This is a genomic window from Haladaptatus sp. W1 (assembly GCF_001723155.1).
GTDB classification, from domain to species: Archaea; Halobacteriota; Halobacteria; order Halobacteriales; family Haladaptataceae; genus Haladaptatus; species Haladaptatus paucihalophilus.
Genome location: NZ_MEIH01000092.1, coordinates 1 through 15867, shown reverse-complemented (window position 1 = coordinate 15867; position 15867 = coordinate 1). Strand labels below are relative to the sequence as shown.

Here is a 15867-nt window from a genome sequence, read left to right as displayed (position 1 = left end):
GCTCGCTGAATGGCCCTGCTCGAAGTCGAAGACCTCGAAGTCTACTACGACAGCGAGGACGGCCCCGTCAAAGCGGTTGACGGCGTGAGCTTCCAGATAGAGGCCGGGGAAACCGTCGGCATCGTCGGCGAATCGGGCTGTGGAAAATCGACGCTCGCCAAGGCGCTCATCGGCATCCTGCCGAAGAACGGCTACATCAACGGCGGGAAGATACTGTTCAAGGGCGAGGACCTGACCGACATGCCCGAGAAGCGCCGCCGAGCGCTTCGCTGGGACGAGATTTCGCTCATCGCCCAGTCCGCGATGAACGCGCTCGACCCGGTGTACACCATCCGCGAGCAGATTCTGGAGGCCATCGACGCACACTACCCGAAGATGGGACGGTCGGAGGCCCAAGACGTCATCGACGAGTCGTTCGACCTCGTCGGACTCGACCGCGACCGCCAGACGGACTATCCCCACCAGTTCTCCGGCGGGATGCGCCAGCGGGCCATGATCGCCATGTCGCTCGTCCTCGAACCGTCGCTCATCCTCGCGGACGAACCGACGACGGCGTTGGACGTCATCATGCAGGACCAGATTCTCAAGCGCATCAACGGGATTCAACAGGAGAGCGACACGGCCATGATGGTCATCACGCACGACGTGGCCGTCGTCGCGGAGACCTGCGACCGCGTGGTCGTCATGTACGCGGGCGAACTCGCCGAGGAAGGCCCGTCGGAGTTCATCTTCGGCGAACCGTACCACCCCTACACGCTCGGGCTGAAGAGCGCGTTCCCCGACATCCGCCGGTCCGAACAGGACCTCGTGAGCATCGGCGGCCACCCGCCGGATTTGAGCAACCCGCCGAGCGGGTGTCGGTTCGCGGAACGCTGTCCGCTGGCGACGGAAGTCTGCCGGGAGGAGTCCCCGCCCGCCGTCGAACACGGCGAGTTGCGCTCGTTCTGCCACCACACCGACCGGATCGACGCGGAACTTCGCTCGGTCGCCAGCAAGGCGCGGACGTGGCAGAACGACGCGTCGATGGAGGCGACCGATGACTGACGACGACACCCTCGTTCGCGTGGAGGGGTTGGAAAAGGAGTTCCCGGTCGGGAGCGGCCTCGTTTCCAGTCTGATGAACACCATCCGCGGCGAAGAGGAGGACGCGGTGCACGCCATCGACGGCATCGACTTCGAACTGCACGAGGGCGAGACGTTCGGCATCGCGGGCGAGTCCGGATGTGGGAAGACCACGACCGGGATGTGCCTGACGAAGCTGTACGAACCGACCGGCGGGAGCATCTACTACGACGGTGAGGACATCGCGGACAAGAGCGGTTCGGACCTCACGAACTTCCGTCAGAACGCCCAGATGATATTTCAGGACCCGTTCGAGAGCCTGAACCCGCGGATGACGGTGTACGATACGGTGGTCGAACCGCTCCGCATCCACGACGTTCCGAACCAGCGGGCGCGGGTCCGGCGGGCGCTCGAATTCGCGGAACTCGAACCCGCCGAATCGTTCTTCGACCGCTACCCGCACGAACTGTCCGGCGGACAGCGCCAACGCCTCGCCATCGCCCGCGCGCTGGTTATCGACCCGGACTTCATCGTCGCTGACGAACCGGTGTCGATGCTCGACGTGAGCCTTCGCGCTGGCGTGCTCTCGCTCTTGGAGCGGATGACCGACGAATTCGGGCTGTCCGTCGTGTACATCAGCCACGACCTCTCGCTCCTGCGCCACATGTGCGACCGCCTCGCAATCATGTACATGGGTAAAATCGTCGAGCAGGGGCCGACGGAGGAGATAATCACGAACCCGAAACACCCCTACACGCGGGCGCTCATCGACGCCGTGCCGGTTCCCGACCCGACGGCGGGTCGGGAGCGCGTCGAGTTGCAGGGCGAAGTCGGTGATGCCGTCAACGTCCCGTCGGGCTGTCGCTTCAAGAACCGATGTGAGAAGTACATCGGCGGCGTGTGCGATTCGGTGCAACCGCCGCTCGAAGCGAAGTCCGACGTCGAGGACGACCGGGAAGTCGCCTGCCACCTCTACGAGAGCGCGGAGGGCTTCGACCCGTACGCCGAGGCGGACGAGACGGACGGCGACGAGGCCGTCGCGGCGGAGTCGTCGGCGGACTGAACGACGCGAACTGTTTCTCTCATCCCTGCCGTTTTCGCTGACTTTCTTCCGCCTCGGCTTCGAAGCGCTCGGCACGAATCTGGTCCGAGCGTTTCCGACGCCACTCCCAGAGTCCGGCCACGATGATGAGGAGGCCGCCCGCCGCGCCACGAACCGGCGATCCCTGCATCGAGAGGAAGACGAAGACGCCGACCGCGAAGAGTAGCGAGACGCCGAGCGTTATCTTCGCCCACCCGCGCCGTGGTCCTCGGACTCGTCGCATACCGGCCCGTCGGAGGGGAGCGTTGTGAACGTTACGGGACGACGGCAATCGGCGGTGGTACCGCGGACGACTCACCGCGGCCGTCGGATGTCGTCCCGACTCGGGAACTCCCGTTCCAGCGCGGCCAACAACACCTCGGCCGTCGCGTCGGCGTCACGTATCGAGAGCGTCTCGACCGGCGAGTGCGAGTAGCGACAGGGAACCGCGATGGCACCCGCGTTGCGGCCGCCGCGGACCTGCTGGAGTTCGGTCGCGTCGGTCGAACCAGTCAGCATCACGTCGTGTTGGAGGTCCACGTCGGTCGCGTTCGCCGCGTCCCGGAGCCACGTTCTCGTCTGGCGGTCCACGATGACCCCGCCGAAAAAGTACTCGGAGGTGCCGTCCCCGAACTCGACCACCGGACCCCCGTCCAGCGTCGCGTTCACGCCTTCTTTCCGCCCGGCGGGGTAGTCGTCCACCGGGAAAATTTCGAGCGCGATGCCGACGTCGGGGTCGAGGCTGTAGCCCGCCGTCCGCGCACCGCGAAGGCCGACTTCCTCCTGTACCGTTGCGACGTAGTGAACCGTCGCGTCCACGTCCTCTTCGCGGGCGATTGCGAGCAAGATGGCCAGCGCGATGCGGTCGTCCAACGCTCGTCCGGTGATTCGGTCGTTTCCGAGTCGGGAGACGCCGTAGTCCCACACCGCGTAATCGCCCGGTTCGACGTTCATATCCGCAACCTCCTCGGGCGAGGTGGCTCCGACGTCGATGCGGAGCGATTCCGGGAGGGACTCCTTCTCGTCGTCGCTCATGTAGTGGCGACAGCGCGGGCCGACGACGCCGAGAACGCCGTCCGGGCCGACGCGGACGCGTTGGCCCGACAGGTTCCCCTTGTAGTGTCCGCCGAGCATGTGGAAGGTGAGAAAGCCGTCGTCGTCCACGTCCTCGACGAGGAACCCGAGTTCGTCGGTGTGGGCCGCGAGCATGATTTCGAAGTCGCTTCCCTCGCTCGTGGCGACGACGTTCCCCATCGCGTCGAACGACACGCTGTCGACGTGTGGTTCGATGAGTTCGGCGAACCGATCCGCGACGGCGTATTCGTTTCCGGGTGCGCCCGGCGCTTCCACCAGCGTTTCGAGGTCGTCGAACGAAACGTGCATGCGGGAACCGGGTGTGAACGGACGATAATAGTTCGGGTCCCTGCAAACCGGCAGAAGGCGTCCCCCGTCGTTAATAAAACTGTACATTCTCGGGAACTCGTTGACATCTCCGCCCATCTATCATCTGTCTCCCAATATAATGGGATAATTATTCGTTTTCGCGGATTATTTTCTAAAACGAACAAAACAACAATAAACTCCCGATACAACCCTCGACTGGGAAGCAATGACTGCAACACGACGAACGTTTCTGACGGCGGCTGGCTGTGCGGGACTGCTCGGGCTCGGTGTAACGGCGACGACAGGTGAAAGCGAAACGACCGTTTCGCGCGATTCGTACACGATTCGGAGCGGCACCGACCAAGAAACGACGGTGTTCGTCACGTCCGCGAGCGAGTCCGGCCCGACGGTGATGGTCGTCGGCGGCGTACACGGAAACGAAAACGGAGGCTACACGGCGGCCGAGAAGGTCGCCCAGTGGGACATCGCCCGCGGAACGCTGGTGACGATTCCGAAGGCGAACGCCGCGGCGGTCGAGGAGGATTCCCGCATCGCGGACGGCGGCGTGGACCTGAATCGCCAGTTCCCGACCGGTGAGGAACCGGAGACGGAACTCGCCCGCGCCATCTGGGGCGTCGTCGAGCGATTCCAACCGGATACCGTCATCGACCTCCACGAATCCGTCGGCATCTACGACGGCGATATGGTCGGCGGCGTCGGTCAGGCCATCTTCTCGTCGTGGGACGACCGGGCGTTCAGCGACGCCAGAGCGGCCGCAGACTATCTCAACGACAACTACGTCTCGCGCGACGGCTACGACTTCACGGTCGACCCGTTCTCTTCGTCCTCCAACGAACCGACCGGTCTGCTCACGCACAAGGCCGCGCGCGACACCGACGCCGTTGCGTTCCTCGTCGAAGCGACCTCGGATGACACGGCCCTCGATACGCGAGTGCAGTGGCTCACCAAGATATCCCAACAACTCGTCGAGGAGGACGTGCTCACTTCGTCGGATGGCGGAAGCGGCGGAGACGGCGGCGACGATGGCGGTGACGACGGAAGCGACGGAAGCGACGGAAGCGATGGCAGCGACGGTAGTGACGACGGCGGCGATGGTGGCAACGACGGCGACAACGAACAGAACGAGGCCCCAGTCGCGCGGATCCAGACGACGCCGAGCGATACGACCGGCGGGGCGCTCGAACGCGGCGATACGGTGACGCTCGACGCCTCCTCGTCGTCGGACGACGGTGAAATCGTCGAATACATGTGGGACATCGACGGCGACGGGTCGTTCGAGGAAAGCGGCGAGACGGCCGAGATGACCCTCTCTACCTGTGGTCGCTACCGCGTCACCCTCCAAGTCACCGACGACGAGGGTGCGACGGCCACGGACGAGGCTATCCTCTCCGTCAAATAACGACCGCATCCGACCGATTCGCTCGTATTTTTCGAACGGGTCGCGATCCACGTACATCGACCATTCCTATCGCCGAGAGAGGGTTCGCTCTGCGGTCGGAATACGTGAGGAGAGGAAACGAACCGCCGAGAAACCGAGTTAGTCGTCGCTCGTGTCGAGACCGAGTTCCACCAATGTTTCTTCCGAGACGCCGCTATCGAGAAGTCGTCGTCGTAAATCCCGTCGATCCGCATCTGAGAGGTCGATAGATGTCCCGGTGTCGATGCCGTCGTCCCCGCGACCGTCGCTCTGTCTCGTAATTTCGTAGGCGTCGCGGATGAGTTCGGCTTCTAGTTTCGGGACTGATTGGGGAATCTCTGGTGATTTTTTGATTCCAGACATCGTTTCCCGCCACTCACAGGAGGGTGTTAAAGTTATTTTAGACTAACAGATTTGTCTTTTCCCTGTTGTACTGTTCTCTTTCGTGATATGCACCGCAGGATAAGCGTAGGATTGCTCCCCGTGTCTAATTAGACCACGCCCGGAAAACAACGAAGCGGTATCGAGACGGAAAATACGCGACGGTGCCGTCATCACTCGACGAGGAGCGGGATTTCGGTCGCGTCCGCTCGAACGTCGTCCATGTCCGGCACCGTCGTTCCGGGAACGGTCACGACGCGCGACGCGACGGTGACGCCGACCCGGAGCGCGATTCGGTCCGTCTGCCCGCGAGCGAGCGTCGAGAGGACGCCCGCGAGCAGTCCGTCGCCGGCGCCGACCGTATCCACCACGTCAACGTCCAGCGGTTCCGCGTGGAACACGCCGTCGTCCGAGGTGAGCAGCGCGCCGTCGTCCCCGAGCGAGGTGATAACGCGGTCGAACCCCCTCTCGCGGAGCGCCTGCGACGCCTCGGCGCACTCCTCGATGCTGTGGACCGGCATCCCGGTCGCGCTCGCCAGTTCGCTCCGGTTGGGTTTACAGAGCGCGTAGTCGCCCGCGATGCCGGTCAGGAGGTCGCCCTGCACGTCCACGACGGTTTCCCACGACCCCGCGCCCGCGATGCGGTCGATGGTCGCCGGGCCGAGGTTCGGCGGGAGGCTTCCGGCGATGACGACGATTTCGGGGTCGTACTCGCGGACCGTCCCGATGAGTTCGCGGACGGTTTCGTCCTTGACGCCCTGTCCCGACTGGTTGAGTTTGTACTCGCCGTCCTCGCCGAGAATCGTGGTGTTGAGTCGGGTGCAGACGTCCATCTCGACGAAATCGTTGGCGACCTTGCCGCGGGTGAGTTGTTCCTCGATGTACCGGCCGAGGAACCCGCCGACGAAGCCCGTTGCGAGCGTCTCGACCTCCAGTCTGGCGAGGTACTTCGAGACGTTGATTCCCTTTCCGCCGGGGTCGTACTGCGCCATGCTCGACCGGAGGACGCCGTTCGGTTCGATGTCCGATTCGACGGTGACGGTGTAATCGACGGCCGGGTTGAGCGTGACGGTCAGAATCATGCGTCCACCTCTTCGACGATTTCGACGCCCGTCGTCTCGAACGGTTCGCGGTACTCCGGCGGGACGGCCGCGTCGGTGACGATGGCGTCCACGTCTTCGAACGACGCGAAGCGGAAGAAACTCCGCCGACCGAACTTGCTCCCGTCGGCGACGAGGACGACGCGACTCGCCTTCTCGCACATCCGCGATTTGATGCGCGCTTCGTCCTCGTTCGGCGTCGTCAGTCCGGCGTCGGGGTGTATCCCGTTCGTCCCGAGGAACAGCACGTCGAAGTTGGTTCGGTCGAGAAAGCTCTCGCCGGTCGGCCCGACGAGCGACCACGTTGAGCGCCGCAGCGTTCCGCCGGTGACCTTCACCTCGATACCCGCCTCGGCGAGTTGCATCGACACGAGCGGCGAGTTCGTCGCGGCGGTAATCGAGACGTCGCTCGGGACGTGCTTTGCGACCTCGATGGTCGTCGTTCCCGAATCGAAGAAGACGACCTGCCCGTCTTGGAGAGTTTCGGCGGCACGTCGTCCGATGGTGCGTTTCGCCTCCCGCTTTTGGACCTGTTTCTGTCCGTACGTTCGCTCCTCGCCGACCGTTTCGACCGGCAGGGCACCGCCGTGCGACCGCTCGATGCGCCCCTCGTCCTCCAAGTCCCGGAGGTCGCGGCGGATGGTCGCCTCCGAGACGTCGAGGCGACCGGCGAGATCGCCGACGGTACTGCCGTTCTCTTCGGAGACTATCTCGACGATTCTGCGTTTTCGTTCGTCAGGCAACATATGTTCGTATCGAATCGACTCGGTATCGAGTCAAGGGCGGCGCGTTCGTTGGTTTTGTTGGCCATTCGACGCCATAACCTCTCTGGTGACGTCGGATTATATTGCCGCTTTCGTCGCGGATTTGCCTTCCGTTTGCGAGAGGAGGGCGGGCGGGCGGCATCTCACTCCGACAGCAGGACGAGAAACGTCAGCGCGATTCCCGCCCCGACGGTTGCGACGACGGTCCCGCCGTACGCGCCGATGTGGTAGTCGTAGGCCGCGACGGCCGCCATGAGACAGCAGGCGACGACCAACAGGTTCTCTCGGTCCGGTACCCACGAGGTGACGCTCACTGCCATCGGTCAGTGCGTCGCCTCCGTCGCTTTCGGCTCCTTCGGCGGCGAGTAGGTCAGTGATTCGCCGGTGTCGGCGTCGAAGTAGTGAAGCGACCGACGGTCGAACTCGACGTTAACGCGGTCGTTGAGTTCGACGGGGACGCTCGGTTCGACGGACGCTTTGATGGTGATGTCGTCGCCGAGGTCGAGTTCGAGGACGGTCTTTTCGCCCTGCGGTTCCACGACCTCCACGAGCGCCGGGAGGCCGTCCGGCCGGAGCGTGACGTTCTCCGGACGGACGCCAACGACGATTCGGTCGCCGACCCGGCCGTCGAGCGCGTCGCGGTAGGACTCGGGAACCTCGTGTTGGAACGGCCCGACGTCCACGACGAGGCTGTCGTCGCGGCGGGTCAGTTTCCCTTCGACGAAGTTCATCGACGGACTGCCGAGGAAGTCGGCGACGAACCGGTTTCGCGGATGGGCGTAGACGTACGTCGGGTCGCCGACCTGCTGAATCTCGCCGTCGTTCATGACCGCGATTTGGTCGGCGAGCGTCATCGCCTCGATTTGGTCGTGCGTGACGTACACCGTCGTCGTCGAGAGTTGCTCGTGCAGTTTGTTGAGTTCTGCGCGCATCTGCACGCGCAGTTTGGCGTCGAGGTTCGACAGCGGTTCGTCCATCAGGAACACGTCGGGTTCCCGGACGATTGCGCGGCCGAGCGCGACGCGCTGTTGTTGCCCGCCTGAGAGCTCCGCGGGACGACGGTCCAGCAGTTCGTCGATTTGGAGGAGGTCGGCGGCGTCGTCCACCCGCTCCTCGATGATGTCGTCGTCGACGCCGTGTTGTTCCAGCCCGAACCGCATGTTCTCGCCGACGGTCTTGTGCGGGTAGAGCGCGTAATTCTGGAACACCATGGCGATGTCCCGCTCGTACGCCCGGTGGTCGTTGACCATCCGGTCGCCGATGTATATCTCGCCGTCCGTCGCGCGTTCGAGTCCGGCGATGAGACGAAGCGTCGTCGTCTTGCCGCACCCGGACGGGCCGACGAACACCGTGAAGGATTCGTCGGGGATGTCGAGCGAGATGCCGTCCACCGCAACCACGTCGTCGAATCGCTTTTCGAGCGCGTCGAGCGTTACTTCAGCCATCGATACCACATCCGTCGTCAGTCTGATTGAATCGCATAGTGGGGGTCGGTTCCGTCATTCTTTCACTGCTCCTTGCGTGAGGCCGCTGACGATGTAGCGCTGGAAGAACAGGCCGAACAGGATGCCCGGCAGGGCCGCTATCATCCCGCCCGCGGCGAGGTGCGCCCAGTCGATGAAGTCGTCCGCGACGAACAGGGAGACGCCAATCGGGAGCGTCTGTGAAACCTCCGAGGACGTGAGAACGAGCGCGAAGACGAACTCGTTCCACGAGAAGATGAAGGCCAGGATGGCCGTCGCCGCGATACCCGGCTTCGCCACCGGGAGGATGACCTTGAAGAAGCCCTCCCACGTCGAACAGCCGTCGACTTGGGCCTGCTCGTCCAGCGAGCGCGGCACGCCGTCGAAGTAGTTCTTCATTATCCACACCGCGAAGGGGAGATTGAAGAACGTGTACGTCAGGATGAGCGCCGCCTTCGTGTTGTAGAGGCTGCCCGTGAGCGCGCCGATGACCGGCGGGTTCGACATAATCTCGAAGAACGGGACGATGAGCGCGATGGGCGGAATCATCCGCGCGGCGATGATGGACAGCAACAGCGCCTTGTTGCCGAGGAAGTCGTAGCGGGAGAACGTGTATCCCGAGAGCGTCCCCAGCGTGACGCAGATGAGCGTCGTCGTCCCGGCGACAATGAGGCTGTTCAGCGTGTAGGTGCCGAACGGCCGGTTCTGGAAGATTTCGACGTAGTTCGAGAGCGTCGGGTCGTGCGGGTAGAACGTGATGGGGAACGAGAGCGTCTCCGAGGGCGCCTTGAAACTCGTGATGAGGATGTAGTATATCGGGAACCACACCACCACGACGTACAGGGCGAGCAGGCCGTACGCGACCATCCGGTCCCGGACCACGCTCGACCACTCGTCTTCCGTGTTCAGGTTCAAGCTACGACGAACTCTGCTCAGCGTGTCTGTTTTCGTACTCATGTTTCGTAGGGGGTCCCTCCGAAGACCTTGTAGAGGACCGCGACGACGGCGAACGTCACCGCGAGCATGACGACGCCGAGCGCGGCACCTTGGCCGGTATCACCGAACACCATCGCGGTACGGTAGAGCCACGAGGCCCACACTTCGGTGGACTTTCCGGGGCCGCCGTGGGTCATCACCCACACGAGGTCGAGCGCCCGGATGTCGAAGATGATGCGGATGGTGAGCGCGACCAGAATCGACGGCTTGAGGAACGGGTAGGTGACGTTCCAGAACCGCGACCAGCGGCTCGCGCCGTCCACCTCGGCCGCGTCGTACAGCTGTTCGGGACGTTCTGGAGTCCCGCGAGGAGGATGATGATGATGAAGGGCGTGAACACCCACACGTCGGCGATGATGAGCGCCATCATCGCCAGCGTGCCGTCCGAGAGGAACGGAATCTGTTCCGAGATGACGCCGCCGCCGACGAGGACGCCGTTTATCGCGCCGTACTGCGTCTGGAACATCCAGCGCCACATCAGGCCGCTCATGACGTAGGGGAGAATCCACGGCACGATGACCGCGGTGCGAATCCACCCGCGCCCCTTTAGGTCCTTGTTGAGCAGCATGGCGATGCCGAGGCCCAACAGGAACGAGATGGTGACGCTACAGCCGACGTAGACGAGGGTGTGTTTCGTGAACTGTACGAGGTCCGGGTTGAGCGCCCGAGGGTGCCGTTCTCGAAGATGAGCGAGGCGAAGTTATCCAGCCCGACGAACTGTTTTTCCTGCGTTATCGGGTTCGTGTAGAACAGACTCGACCACAGGAGTTGGAGCGTCGGATAGAGGATAACCCCGGCTATCCAGAGCACCGTCGGTCCCACGGTGAGGGGAATGAACAGGCGGTCGAGCCGCCGTCGAAGCGAACGTGTATTCTCTGCCATGTATTGGAAAGGGGAACCCGAAATCTAGAGGACCTTGTTCTTCTTGTAGAGCGACGTGATGTCCTCTTGGGCCTTCGAGAGGGCCGATTTGGCGTCCTTCTTCCCGAGGAAGACGGGCGTGATATTCGACGACAGAATGTCATCGACCTGCGGTTGCAGGCGGTAGACCTCGCTCTTGGCGTTCTTGAGGTTGTACTTCATGTTCGCGCGCAACTCTTTCGGATACTTCTTTTTGACCTCCTCGTCCTCGTACACCTCGGGAATGGCCGCCGGGTTGCCCTCGACCACCATGTCGGTCTTGCAGGACTCGGGGGTGCTCATGAACTCCGCGAACTTCTTCGCGGCCTTCTTGCGCTTCGAGAACGCCGAGACGGCGACGCCGTTCGTGTCTTGGAACGTCGCGCGGGAGGCGGGACCCTTCGGCGGTTTGGCGATGCCGAGGCGGTCCTTTTTCCAGCCCTCGTTGAGCGCGCGCGACCCGAGCGGCGTCCAGCCCTCGACGGTGGCGAACTTCCCGCCGACGAAGGCGTCGCCGACGTTCCCCTCGTTCATGCTCTGGATGCCGCTGGGGAGGAGTCCCTTCTTGCGGAGCGGCGTCAGGAAGTCGTCGAACACCGTCGCGCCTTTGTCTGCGAAGACGGGCTCGTGTTTGTCGTTGAACAGTTGGCCGCCCGCCTGCCAGAGGAACTGTTTGAACATGAAAACGTCCTTGTTCGCCCACGTGAAGCCGAACCCGGACTTGTCGTTGCCCACCTTGTCGCCGAGCGCGAGCACGTCGTCCCACGTGTCCGGCGGCGACGAGATGCCCTGCTTCTCGAAGTACTGTTTGTCGTAGAGGAAGTTCCCCCACTTGCCTATCTGCGGGGCCATATACGTCTTCCCGTCGAACGTGACGAGATTTTGGAGGTTCTCCGGGAACTTGCCCATGTGCGAATCGGAGAGGCCGAGGGGTTCGAGCCAGTCGGCCGCGACGAAATCGGCGAGCCACCACGTCGGCCCGTTGAAGGCGTCCACCTTGCTTCCCTCGTTTCGCCACTGCGTAATGAGCGTCGTCTTCAGGTTGCTCCACGGCACCTCGTTCACGTCGACCGTGATACCCGTCTCGTCTTCGAACCGCTCGATGTTCTTTTTCGTTCCGGGGTCGTCCTTCAGACTGCCCGCGTTGAAGAAGACGATTTTGTCGGCCATCTCGCCGTCGCCGCCACCGTCGTTTTTCGAACCTTTACCGTCTTTCGAGGAGGTACAGCCCGCCAGCGCGGTCGTTCCCGCGATACCGAGTGTGCCCGTCGCTTGAACGAACCGACGCCGTGTATGGTTGTATTCATCACCCATGACATCCAGAACCATACAGAACGACCATAATAAATGTTCTGCAAAAACATGCAGATTCAGTCAAACCCAATCACGAACTGCATCAATTAGGAACAAAAATAAACAATGTTGGGTGGGTCGCCGTTCGATATGCCGTGGGAGAACCGTGGAAAACGACGAAGAGGCAAGACGTACGGACGATTTACCGGAAACGACACGAGTCGATGACGACTCGTGTTCGAATCTGCACGAACGCGTTCGTTCGACTGATTCGGCGGCAGGGTCACTCCCAGTTCGTCGCCGCGTCCCGCTGCCGGAACAGGTCGGGGCGCCGCAGATACCGGACGAGGAAGTACGTGCCCAAGAGGGCGATGCTTCCCACGGACCAGAGGACCTCCGTCGAACCCAGTCCGACCATGGCGACGCTCAACGCGACCAGCGCCACGGCGGGGAGGGCGTCGCCGCCAGGAGCGCGAAACGGCGGCGTCACGTCGGTGCGGTAGTGTCGAAGCCCGACGAACGAGACGATGTTGAGGGCGTACGGGAGGCCGGTTCCGACGACGGACGCGATGACCAGCAGTTCGTAGAAGTACTCCGGGAAAATCGTCAACGCGGCCGCCACCAGACTGACCGCGACCAGCCCGACCCACGGCACCTGAAACCGCGAGTGGATGGCCGCGAACGCCCGCGGCAGGGTTCCGTTTCGTCCCAGCGCGAACACGACGCGACTGGCGCTCATCGTCCCGACGAGCATCGTGGTGAAGATGGCGACGACTGCGGCGAGCGGGAGGAAATATTGTCGAACCATCGGCACTCCGAGTTTCGACGCGGCCACCCCGAGCGGCACCGTCGTCACGGGGCTCCCCTCCGCGAACGCCGACGGCGCGACGACGCCGTGCAGCGCGACGACGACGGCGGTGTAGAGGACCGTCGTGACGAGGAGTGACAGCAAAATCGCCCGTGGAACCGTCTTCGCTGGCCGTTTCACTTCCTCCGCGACGGACGGAATCGCGGTCCACGCGCCGTAGCCCGTGAGCGCCAGTTGCACCGCGGCGAAGAACTTCGCGGGACCCCTTGTGAAGAAGGGGTCGTAGTTGGTCGGCTCGAACCGCGTGAGGCTGATGGCCACGAAGACGAGCAGTATCGTGAGCAACAGCGCGGACAGGACGAGGTTCGTCCGACTCGTGCTCGTCACGCCGACGAGGTTGACGAGGAAGCTCAACGCGATGGCGGCGAGGGCGATGGGAACGACGTACCCCTTCGCGCGCGGAAACGCGATGCCGAGATACTGCGCGATGGCGAGCGCCGAAATCGTGACGCTGAACACCATACCGATGCAGTAGGACGTCCCTTCGAGGTAACTGGCGAAGAGTCGAACCGTCCGGTTCCGCCCGAACGTCTCCGCGGGGAAGACCGCGGGACCGCCCGCTTTCGGGAACGCCAGCGCGAGTTCCGTATAGCAGAGCGCGATTATCATCATCAGCAGTCCGGCGACCACCCACGCGAGCGTCGAGGCGGGACCCGCCAGGTGTCCCGTCGAACCGGGAAAGACGAAGATAGCCGACCCGACCATGCCCCCGACGCTCAGCAGGACGCAATCCAGCAGTCCGAGCGTTCGCGTCAATCCGTCGTCAGCCGTCGATTCGTCGCGTCCGGTCATGCTTCGAACATCTCTCGGTCGGAAGTATGGATGCCTCTCATATAATTGCTCTCAAATTCGTTTAGCATTCCAAAATTGGAATGGGGGCGGATTGGAAGCGGTGTGCGGCCCCGCATATTTTATCAACAAACTTCAATCTCCGTTTAACGACAACTAAAGGAAAATTTATGACGAACGATGGCGTCTAATCGGTAGTTCACGATGGATACAACAGCGAAGCGACGCGGATTTCTCAAGGGAATCGCGGCGACGACCGTCGGCATCACCGCCACGACACCCGGAAGCGCCTCCGAAACGGTGACGTACCTCGTCACGACCGGGAGCCGAAACGCCGTACAAAAACTCGAACGGGCGGGTTACACCGTCCAGAACGAAATCCCGGACGCGAACATCCTGTTCGTCCTCGGTCCCGCCGACGCCGAAGACGACCTTCGCGGCGTCCCCGGAGTTCACGAGGCGGTGTCGGACATGGCGTACGAGTTGGGCACCTCGACCGTCGAATCGACCGGCGTCGCGGCGGACGCCGAATACGCCGAGTTACAGTGGGACAAGCAGGTCACGGACGCGTTCGAGGCCCACGCAACCGCGACGGGGGAGGGGACGCGCATCGCCATCGTCGATACGGGCGTCGACCACACGCACCCCGACCTCGCGGCCAACGTCAATACGGACCTCGGGCGGTCGGTCATCGACGGGGAGTTCGGAACGGACGCCGGACCGGTCGCGGCCCACGGGACGCACGTCGCCGGAATCACCGCCGCGATGGGCGCGCAAGGCGTGGTCGGCATGGCTCCCGACGCCGAACTCGTCCCGCTCCGCGTGTTTCCCGAGGAGGGGCCGCTCCTCGAACGAATCAGCGACTGCCTGCTGGCCATCGACTACGCGGCCGAAATCGGTGCGGACGCGGTGAACATGAGCCTCGGGTGGGACCCGCGTCCGCCGCGGGAGAACCAAACGTCGCGCGGCGTCCGTCGCGTCATCTGCGAACGCGTCGTTCGGAGCGCCCTCCGGCGCGGGACGACCGTCGTGGTGTCGGCGGGCAACGAGGAGACGGACCTCCAACACGGGGGCTACCGCGACATGTGGACGAGCCTCGAAAGCACGTTGGGCGTGAGCGCGACCGGTCCGAACGACGAACTGTCGTTCTACTCGAACTACGGCGTGGACGACGTTGCGGTCGGCGCGCCCGGCGGTGGCTACGAGACGCTCGAAAAGAGCCTCGCGGACGACACCGCGTGGCCGTATCCGACCAACCTCGTGCTTTCGACCGTCCCGGGCGACGACTACGCCTACTTCGCGGGCACGTCGATGGCGTCGCCGCAGGTCGCCGGTCTCGTCGGACTCGTCCGCGAACTGGACCCCACCGCGAACCCCCAACAGGTGGCCGGTGTCATCGAACGCAACGCCGAGAAAAGCAACGGTCGGAGCGACCCCGACCTCGGCGCTGGCCGGATAAACGCGCTGCACACGGTCGAGTCGCTCACGAAATAGGCGCGGCCGTCTATCGCCACTCGGTCAGCACTGCCGTGTCCGTACTGTCCGTTGCAATCCACGCGTCGTCCCGCGTGATGTCCGCGATGATGGCCCGGTTCGGACACCGTTCGTCGGGCGTCTCGTCTATCGCGAAGACGATTTCGGGTGCGTCCGTTCCGTCCCGTCGTCTGCCGAGTGCTGAGTGCGTCATGGTCGTTGGTTTCGTTCGTTCGGTTGCCGATACGTCTCGCCAGTTGCTTCGAAGGTCAGTATAAAAGCCGTTCTGACCACACTGTCGAATCACCGCGGCTCGAAGTCGTCCGGGTCGAATCGATACTCGCCGTCCGGGTGGGTCGGTGTCGGTCGCCGGGTCGAGAGTTCGGGGGCGAACATCCAGACCAAGACGAGAATCCCGATGAAGGCCGGAAGGACGGTGAAAAAGGGGACCGTCTCTCCGAGCCATCGAACTCCCTCCCAGAAGTCCATAAGTGTGAGTGTCACTCCCATACGTCGTTCGGCTGATACCTAGAACTGCTATGGCATAACGGTGCCGATTTTTCATCCAAAACAAACCCTACAGGTCCGCCAGTCTCCTCGTCGTCACCCTCGCCGCCCTGTGACGTTGTTCATCCGCGTCGCCGTCGTATTCCCGCATCCGGTGCACGTGCTCACCCGATACGGTTCACGCGAAAACACCGCGTTGTCGCTGTCCCCGTTCTCGGTTCGAATCTCGATTTTCACCTCGTGGGGCGTCTGCCGCCCGCACTCCGGGCACGATTCCACGATGTCGGTTACGAACCCGTCTCCGGATTTCGTCTCCGTCATGGTGACGCCACCCCCGGGTCGGTTCGCCGCATCGAATGCTGTGGCGGT

Annotated in this window: 20 protein-coding genes; 5 read left to right on the top strand and 15 right to left on the bottom strand. The window is 63.2% G+C overall.

The window, feature by feature from the left end; translation table 11 throughout:
- Positions 1-9 precede the first annotated feature (9 nt).
- Positions 10-1044, top strand: coding sequence for an ABC transporter ATP-binding protein (locus BG842_RS05310; RefSeq protein ID WP_069449967.1), 1035 nt, complete (start codon positions 10-12; stop codon positions 1042-1044).
- Positions 1037-2125: an ABC transporter ATP-binding protein gene (locus tag BG842_RS05305; protein WP_069449966.1), complete on the top strand. Its 1089-nt coding sequence runs from the start codon at positions 1037-1039 to the stop codon at positions 2123-2125. Before BG842_RS05310 ends, BG842_RS05305 begins: the two co-directional genes overlap by 8 nt.
- Before the next feature lie 19 nt (positions 2126-2144).
- Here the strand turns inward: BG842_RS05305 and BG842_RS05300 are convergent, their stop codons facing one another.
- Together BG842_RS05300 and BG842_RS05295 are read right to left on the bottom strand one after the other, a co-directional pair.
- Complete coding sequence (locus BG842_RS05300; protein WP_069449965.1) at positions 2145-2387, bottom strand: hypothetical protein; 243 nt, start codon at positions 2385-2387, stop codon at positions 2145-2147.
- A gap of 71 nt (positions 2388-2458) precedes the next feature.
- On the bottom strand, positions 2459-3526 hold the full coding sequence (locus BG842_RS05295; RefSeq protein ID WP_069449964.1) for a M42 family metallopeptidase: 1068 nt from the start codon (positions 3524-3526) through the stop codon (positions 2459-2461).
- A 226-nt stretch (positions 3527-3752) separates the two neighbouring features.
- Here BG842_RS05295 and BG842_RS05290 point away from each other — a divergent pair, with 226 nt between their 5' ends.
- Complete coding sequence (locus BG842_RS05290) at positions 3753-4946, top strand: PKD domain-containing protein (RefSeq protein WP_069449963.1); 1194 nt, start codon at positions 3753-3755, stop codon at positions 4944-4946.
- 138 nt (positions 4947-5084) lie between these two features.
- On the opposite strand, the gene BG842_RS05285 is transcribed toward BG842_RS05290, so the two are convergent.
- From BG842_RS05285 to BG842_RS31100, 7 genes are all read right to left on the bottom strand, one after another.
- Positions 5085-5327, bottom strand: a complete 243-nt coding sequence (locus BG842_RS05285; protein ID WP_069449962.1) for a hypothetical protein — start codon at positions 5325-5327, stop codon at positions 5085-5087.
- A 191-nt stretch (positions 5328-5518) separates the two neighbouring features.
- A complete protein-coding gene (pfkB, locus tag BG842_RS05280; RefSeq protein ID WP_069449961.1) occupies positions 5519-6427 on the bottom strand; it encodes a 1-phosphofructokinase in 909 nt (302 codons plus the stop codon).
- Positions 6424-7191 carry an HTH-type transcriptional regulator GlpR gene (gene glpR, locus BG842_RS05275; protein ID WP_069449960.1) on the bottom strand — a complete coding sequence of 256 codons (768 nt, stop codon included), beginning with the start codon at positions 7189-7191 and terminating at the stop codon, positions 6424-6426. Before glpR ends, pfkB begins: the two co-directional genes overlap by 4 nt.
- A 161-nt stretch (positions 7192-7352) precedes the next feature.
- On the bottom strand, positions 7353-7529 hold the full coding sequence (locus BG842_RS29580) for a hypothetical protein (protein WP_175424079.1): 177 nt from the start codon (positions 7527-7529) through the stop codon (positions 7353-7355).
- A 3-nt stretch (positions 7530-7532) separates the two neighbouring features.
- The gene (locus tag BG842_RS05270; protein ID WP_007982035.1) at positions 7533-8654 is read right to left on the bottom strand and encodes an ABC transporter ATP-binding protein; all 1122 of its coding nucleotides are present in this window, start codon (positions 8652-8654) and stop codon (positions 7533-7535) included.
- 54 nt (positions 8655-8708) lie between these two features.
- A complete protein-coding gene (locus tag BG842_RS05265) occupies positions 8709-9629 on the bottom strand; it encodes a carbohydrate ABC transporter permease (RefSeq protein WP_026177870.1) in 921 nt (306 codons plus the stop codon).
- A complete protein-coding gene (locus tag BG842_RS31100; RefSeq protein ID WP_254662917.1) occupies positions 9626-9931 on the bottom strand; it encodes a carbohydrate ABC transporter permease in 306 nt (101 codons plus the stop codon). Before BG842_RS31100 ends, BG842_RS05265 begins: the two co-directional genes overlap by 4 nt.
- A 60-nt stretch (positions 9932-9991) precedes the next feature.
- On the opposite strand from BG842_RS31100, the gene BG842_RS31095 reads away from it, so the two are divergent.
- Positions 9992-10165, top strand: a complete 174-nt coding sequence (locus tag BG842_RS31095; RefSeq protein WP_254662916.1) for a hypothetical protein — start codon at positions 9992-9994, stop codon at positions 10163-10165.
- A gap of 49 nt (positions 10166-10214) precedes the next feature.
- On the opposite strand, the gene BG842_RS31090 is transcribed toward BG842_RS31095, so the two are convergent.
- From BG842_RS31090 to BG842_RS05250, 3 genes are all read right to left on the bottom strand, one after another.
- Positions 10215-10550, bottom strand: a complete 336-nt coding sequence (locus BG842_RS31090; protein WP_254662915.1) for a hypothetical protein — start codon at positions 10548-10550, stop codon at positions 10215-10217.
- A gap of 24 nt (positions 10551-10574) precedes the next feature.
- Positions 10575-11882 carry an ABC transporter substrate-binding protein gene (locus tag BG842_RS05255; RefSeq protein ID WP_069449969.1) on the bottom strand — a complete coding sequence of 436 codons (1308 nt, stop codon included), beginning with the start codon at positions 11880-11882 and terminating at the stop codon, positions 10575-10577.
- 262 nt (positions 11883-12144) lie between these two features.
- Positions 12145-13521, bottom strand: coding sequence for an APC family permease (locus tag BG842_RS05250; protein ID WP_069449959.1), 1377 nt, complete (start codon positions 13519-13521; stop codon positions 12145-12147).
- Positions 13522-13722: 201 nt separating this feature from the next.
- Here BG842_RS05250 and BG842_RS05245 point away from each other — a divergent pair, with 201 nt between their 5' ends.
- Positions 13723-15012: a S8 family serine peptidase gene (locus BG842_RS05245; RefSeq protein ID WP_069449958.1), complete on the top strand. Its 1290-nt coding sequence runs from the start codon at positions 13723-13725 to the stop codon at positions 15010-15012.
- Between the two features lie 10 nt (positions 15013-15022).
- Here the strand turns inward: BG842_RS05245 and BG842_RS05240 are convergent, their stop codons facing one another.
- The 3 genes from BG842_RS05240 to BG842_RS05230 all read right to left on the bottom strand — a co-directional run bounded on the left by BG842_RS05240 (position 15023) and on the right by BG842_RS05230 (position 15819).
- Positions 15023-15205: a hypothetical protein gene (locus tag BG842_RS05240; RefSeq protein ID WP_007982026.1), complete on the bottom strand. Its 183-nt coding sequence runs from the start codon at positions 15203-15205 to the stop codon at positions 15023-15025.
- Positions 15206-15294: 89 nt separating this feature from the next.
- The gene (locus BG842_RS05235; protein ID WP_232423811.1) at positions 15295-15495 is read right to left on the bottom strand and encodes a hypothetical protein; all 201 of its coding nucleotides are present in this window, start codon (positions 15493-15495) and stop codon (positions 15295-15297) included.
- 99 nt (positions 15496-15594) lie between these two features.
- A complete protein-coding gene (locus BG842_RS05230) occupies positions 15595-15819 on the bottom strand; it encodes a hypothetical protein (RefSeq protein ID WP_069449968.1) in 225 nt (74 codons plus the stop codon).
- Positions 15820-15867: the final 48 nt, after the last annotated feature.

Bases quoted from the DNA above. Each gene is read 5' to 3' on its own strand.
- BG842_RS31095 (WP_254662916.1), top strand. From the start codon at position 9,992: ATGAAGGGCGTGAACACCCACACGTCGGCGATGATGAGCGCCATCATC.
- BG842_RS05250 (WP_069449959.1), bottom strand. From the start codon at position 13,521: ATGACCGGACGCGACGAATCGACGGCTGACGACGGATTGACGCGAACG.
- BG842_RS05290 (WP_069449963.1), top strand. From the start codon at position 3,753: ATGACTGCAACACGACGAACGTTTCTGACGGCGGCTGGCTGTGCGGGA.
- BG842_RS05270 (WP_007982035.1), bottom strand. From the start codon at position 8,654: ATGGCTGAAGTAACGCTCGACGCGCTCGAAAAGCGATTCGACGACGTG.
- BG842_RS05240 (WP_007982026.1), bottom strand. From the start codon at position 15,205: ATGACGCACTCAGCACTCGGCAGACGACGGGACGGAACGGACGCACCC.
- BG842_RS05255 (WP_069449969.1), bottom strand. From the start codon at position 11,882: ATGGGTGATGAATACAACCATACACGGCGTCGGTTCGTTCAAGCGACG.
- BG842_RS05245 (WP_069449958.1), top strand. From the start codon at position 13,723: ATGGATACAACAGCGAAGCGACGCGGATTTCTCAAGGGAATCGCGGCG.
- pfkB (WP_069449961.1), bottom strand. From the start codon at position 6,427: ATGATTCTGACCGTCACGCTCAACCCGGCCGTCGATTACACCGTCACC.
- glpR (WP_069449960.1), bottom strand. From the start codon at position 7,191: ATGTTGCCTGACGAACGAAAACGCAGAATCGTCGAGATAGTCTCCGAA.
- BG842_RS05230 (WP_069449968.1), bottom strand. From the start codon at position 15,819: ATGACGGAGACGAAATCCGGAGACGGGTTCGTAACCGACATCGTGGAA.
- BG842_RS05265 (WP_026177870.1), bottom strand. From the start codon at position 9,629: ATGAGTACGAAAACAGACACGCTGAGCAGAGTTCGTCGTAGCTTGAAC.
- BG842_RS31090 (WP_254662915.1), bottom strand. From the start codon at position 10,550: ATGGCAGAGAATACACGTTCGCTTCGACGGCGGCTCGACCGCCTGTTC.
- BG842_RS05285 (WP_069449962.1), bottom strand. From the start codon at position 5,327: ATGTCTGGAATCAAAAAATCACCAGAGATTCCCCAATCAGTCCCGAAA.
- BG842_RS05300 (WP_069449965.1), bottom strand. From the start codon at position 2,387: ATGCGACGAGTCCGAGGACCACGGCGCGGGTGGGCGAAGATAACGCTC.
- BG842_RS05295 (WP_069449964.1), bottom strand. From the start codon at position 3,526: ATGCACGTTTCGTTCGACGACCTCGAAACGCTGGTGGAAGCGCCGGGC.
- BG842_RS29580 (WP_175424079.1), bottom strand. From the start codon at position 7,529: ATGGCAGTGAGCGTCACCTCGTGGGTACCGGACCGAGAGAACCTGTTG.
- BG842_RS05305 (WP_069449966.1), top strand. From the start codon at position 1,037: ATGACTGACGACGACACCCTCGTTCGCGTGGAGGGGTTGGAAAAGGAG.
- BG842_RS05310 (WP_069449967.1), top strand. From the start codon at position 10: ATGGCCCTGCTCGAAGTCGAAGACCTCGAAGTCTACTACGACAGCGAG.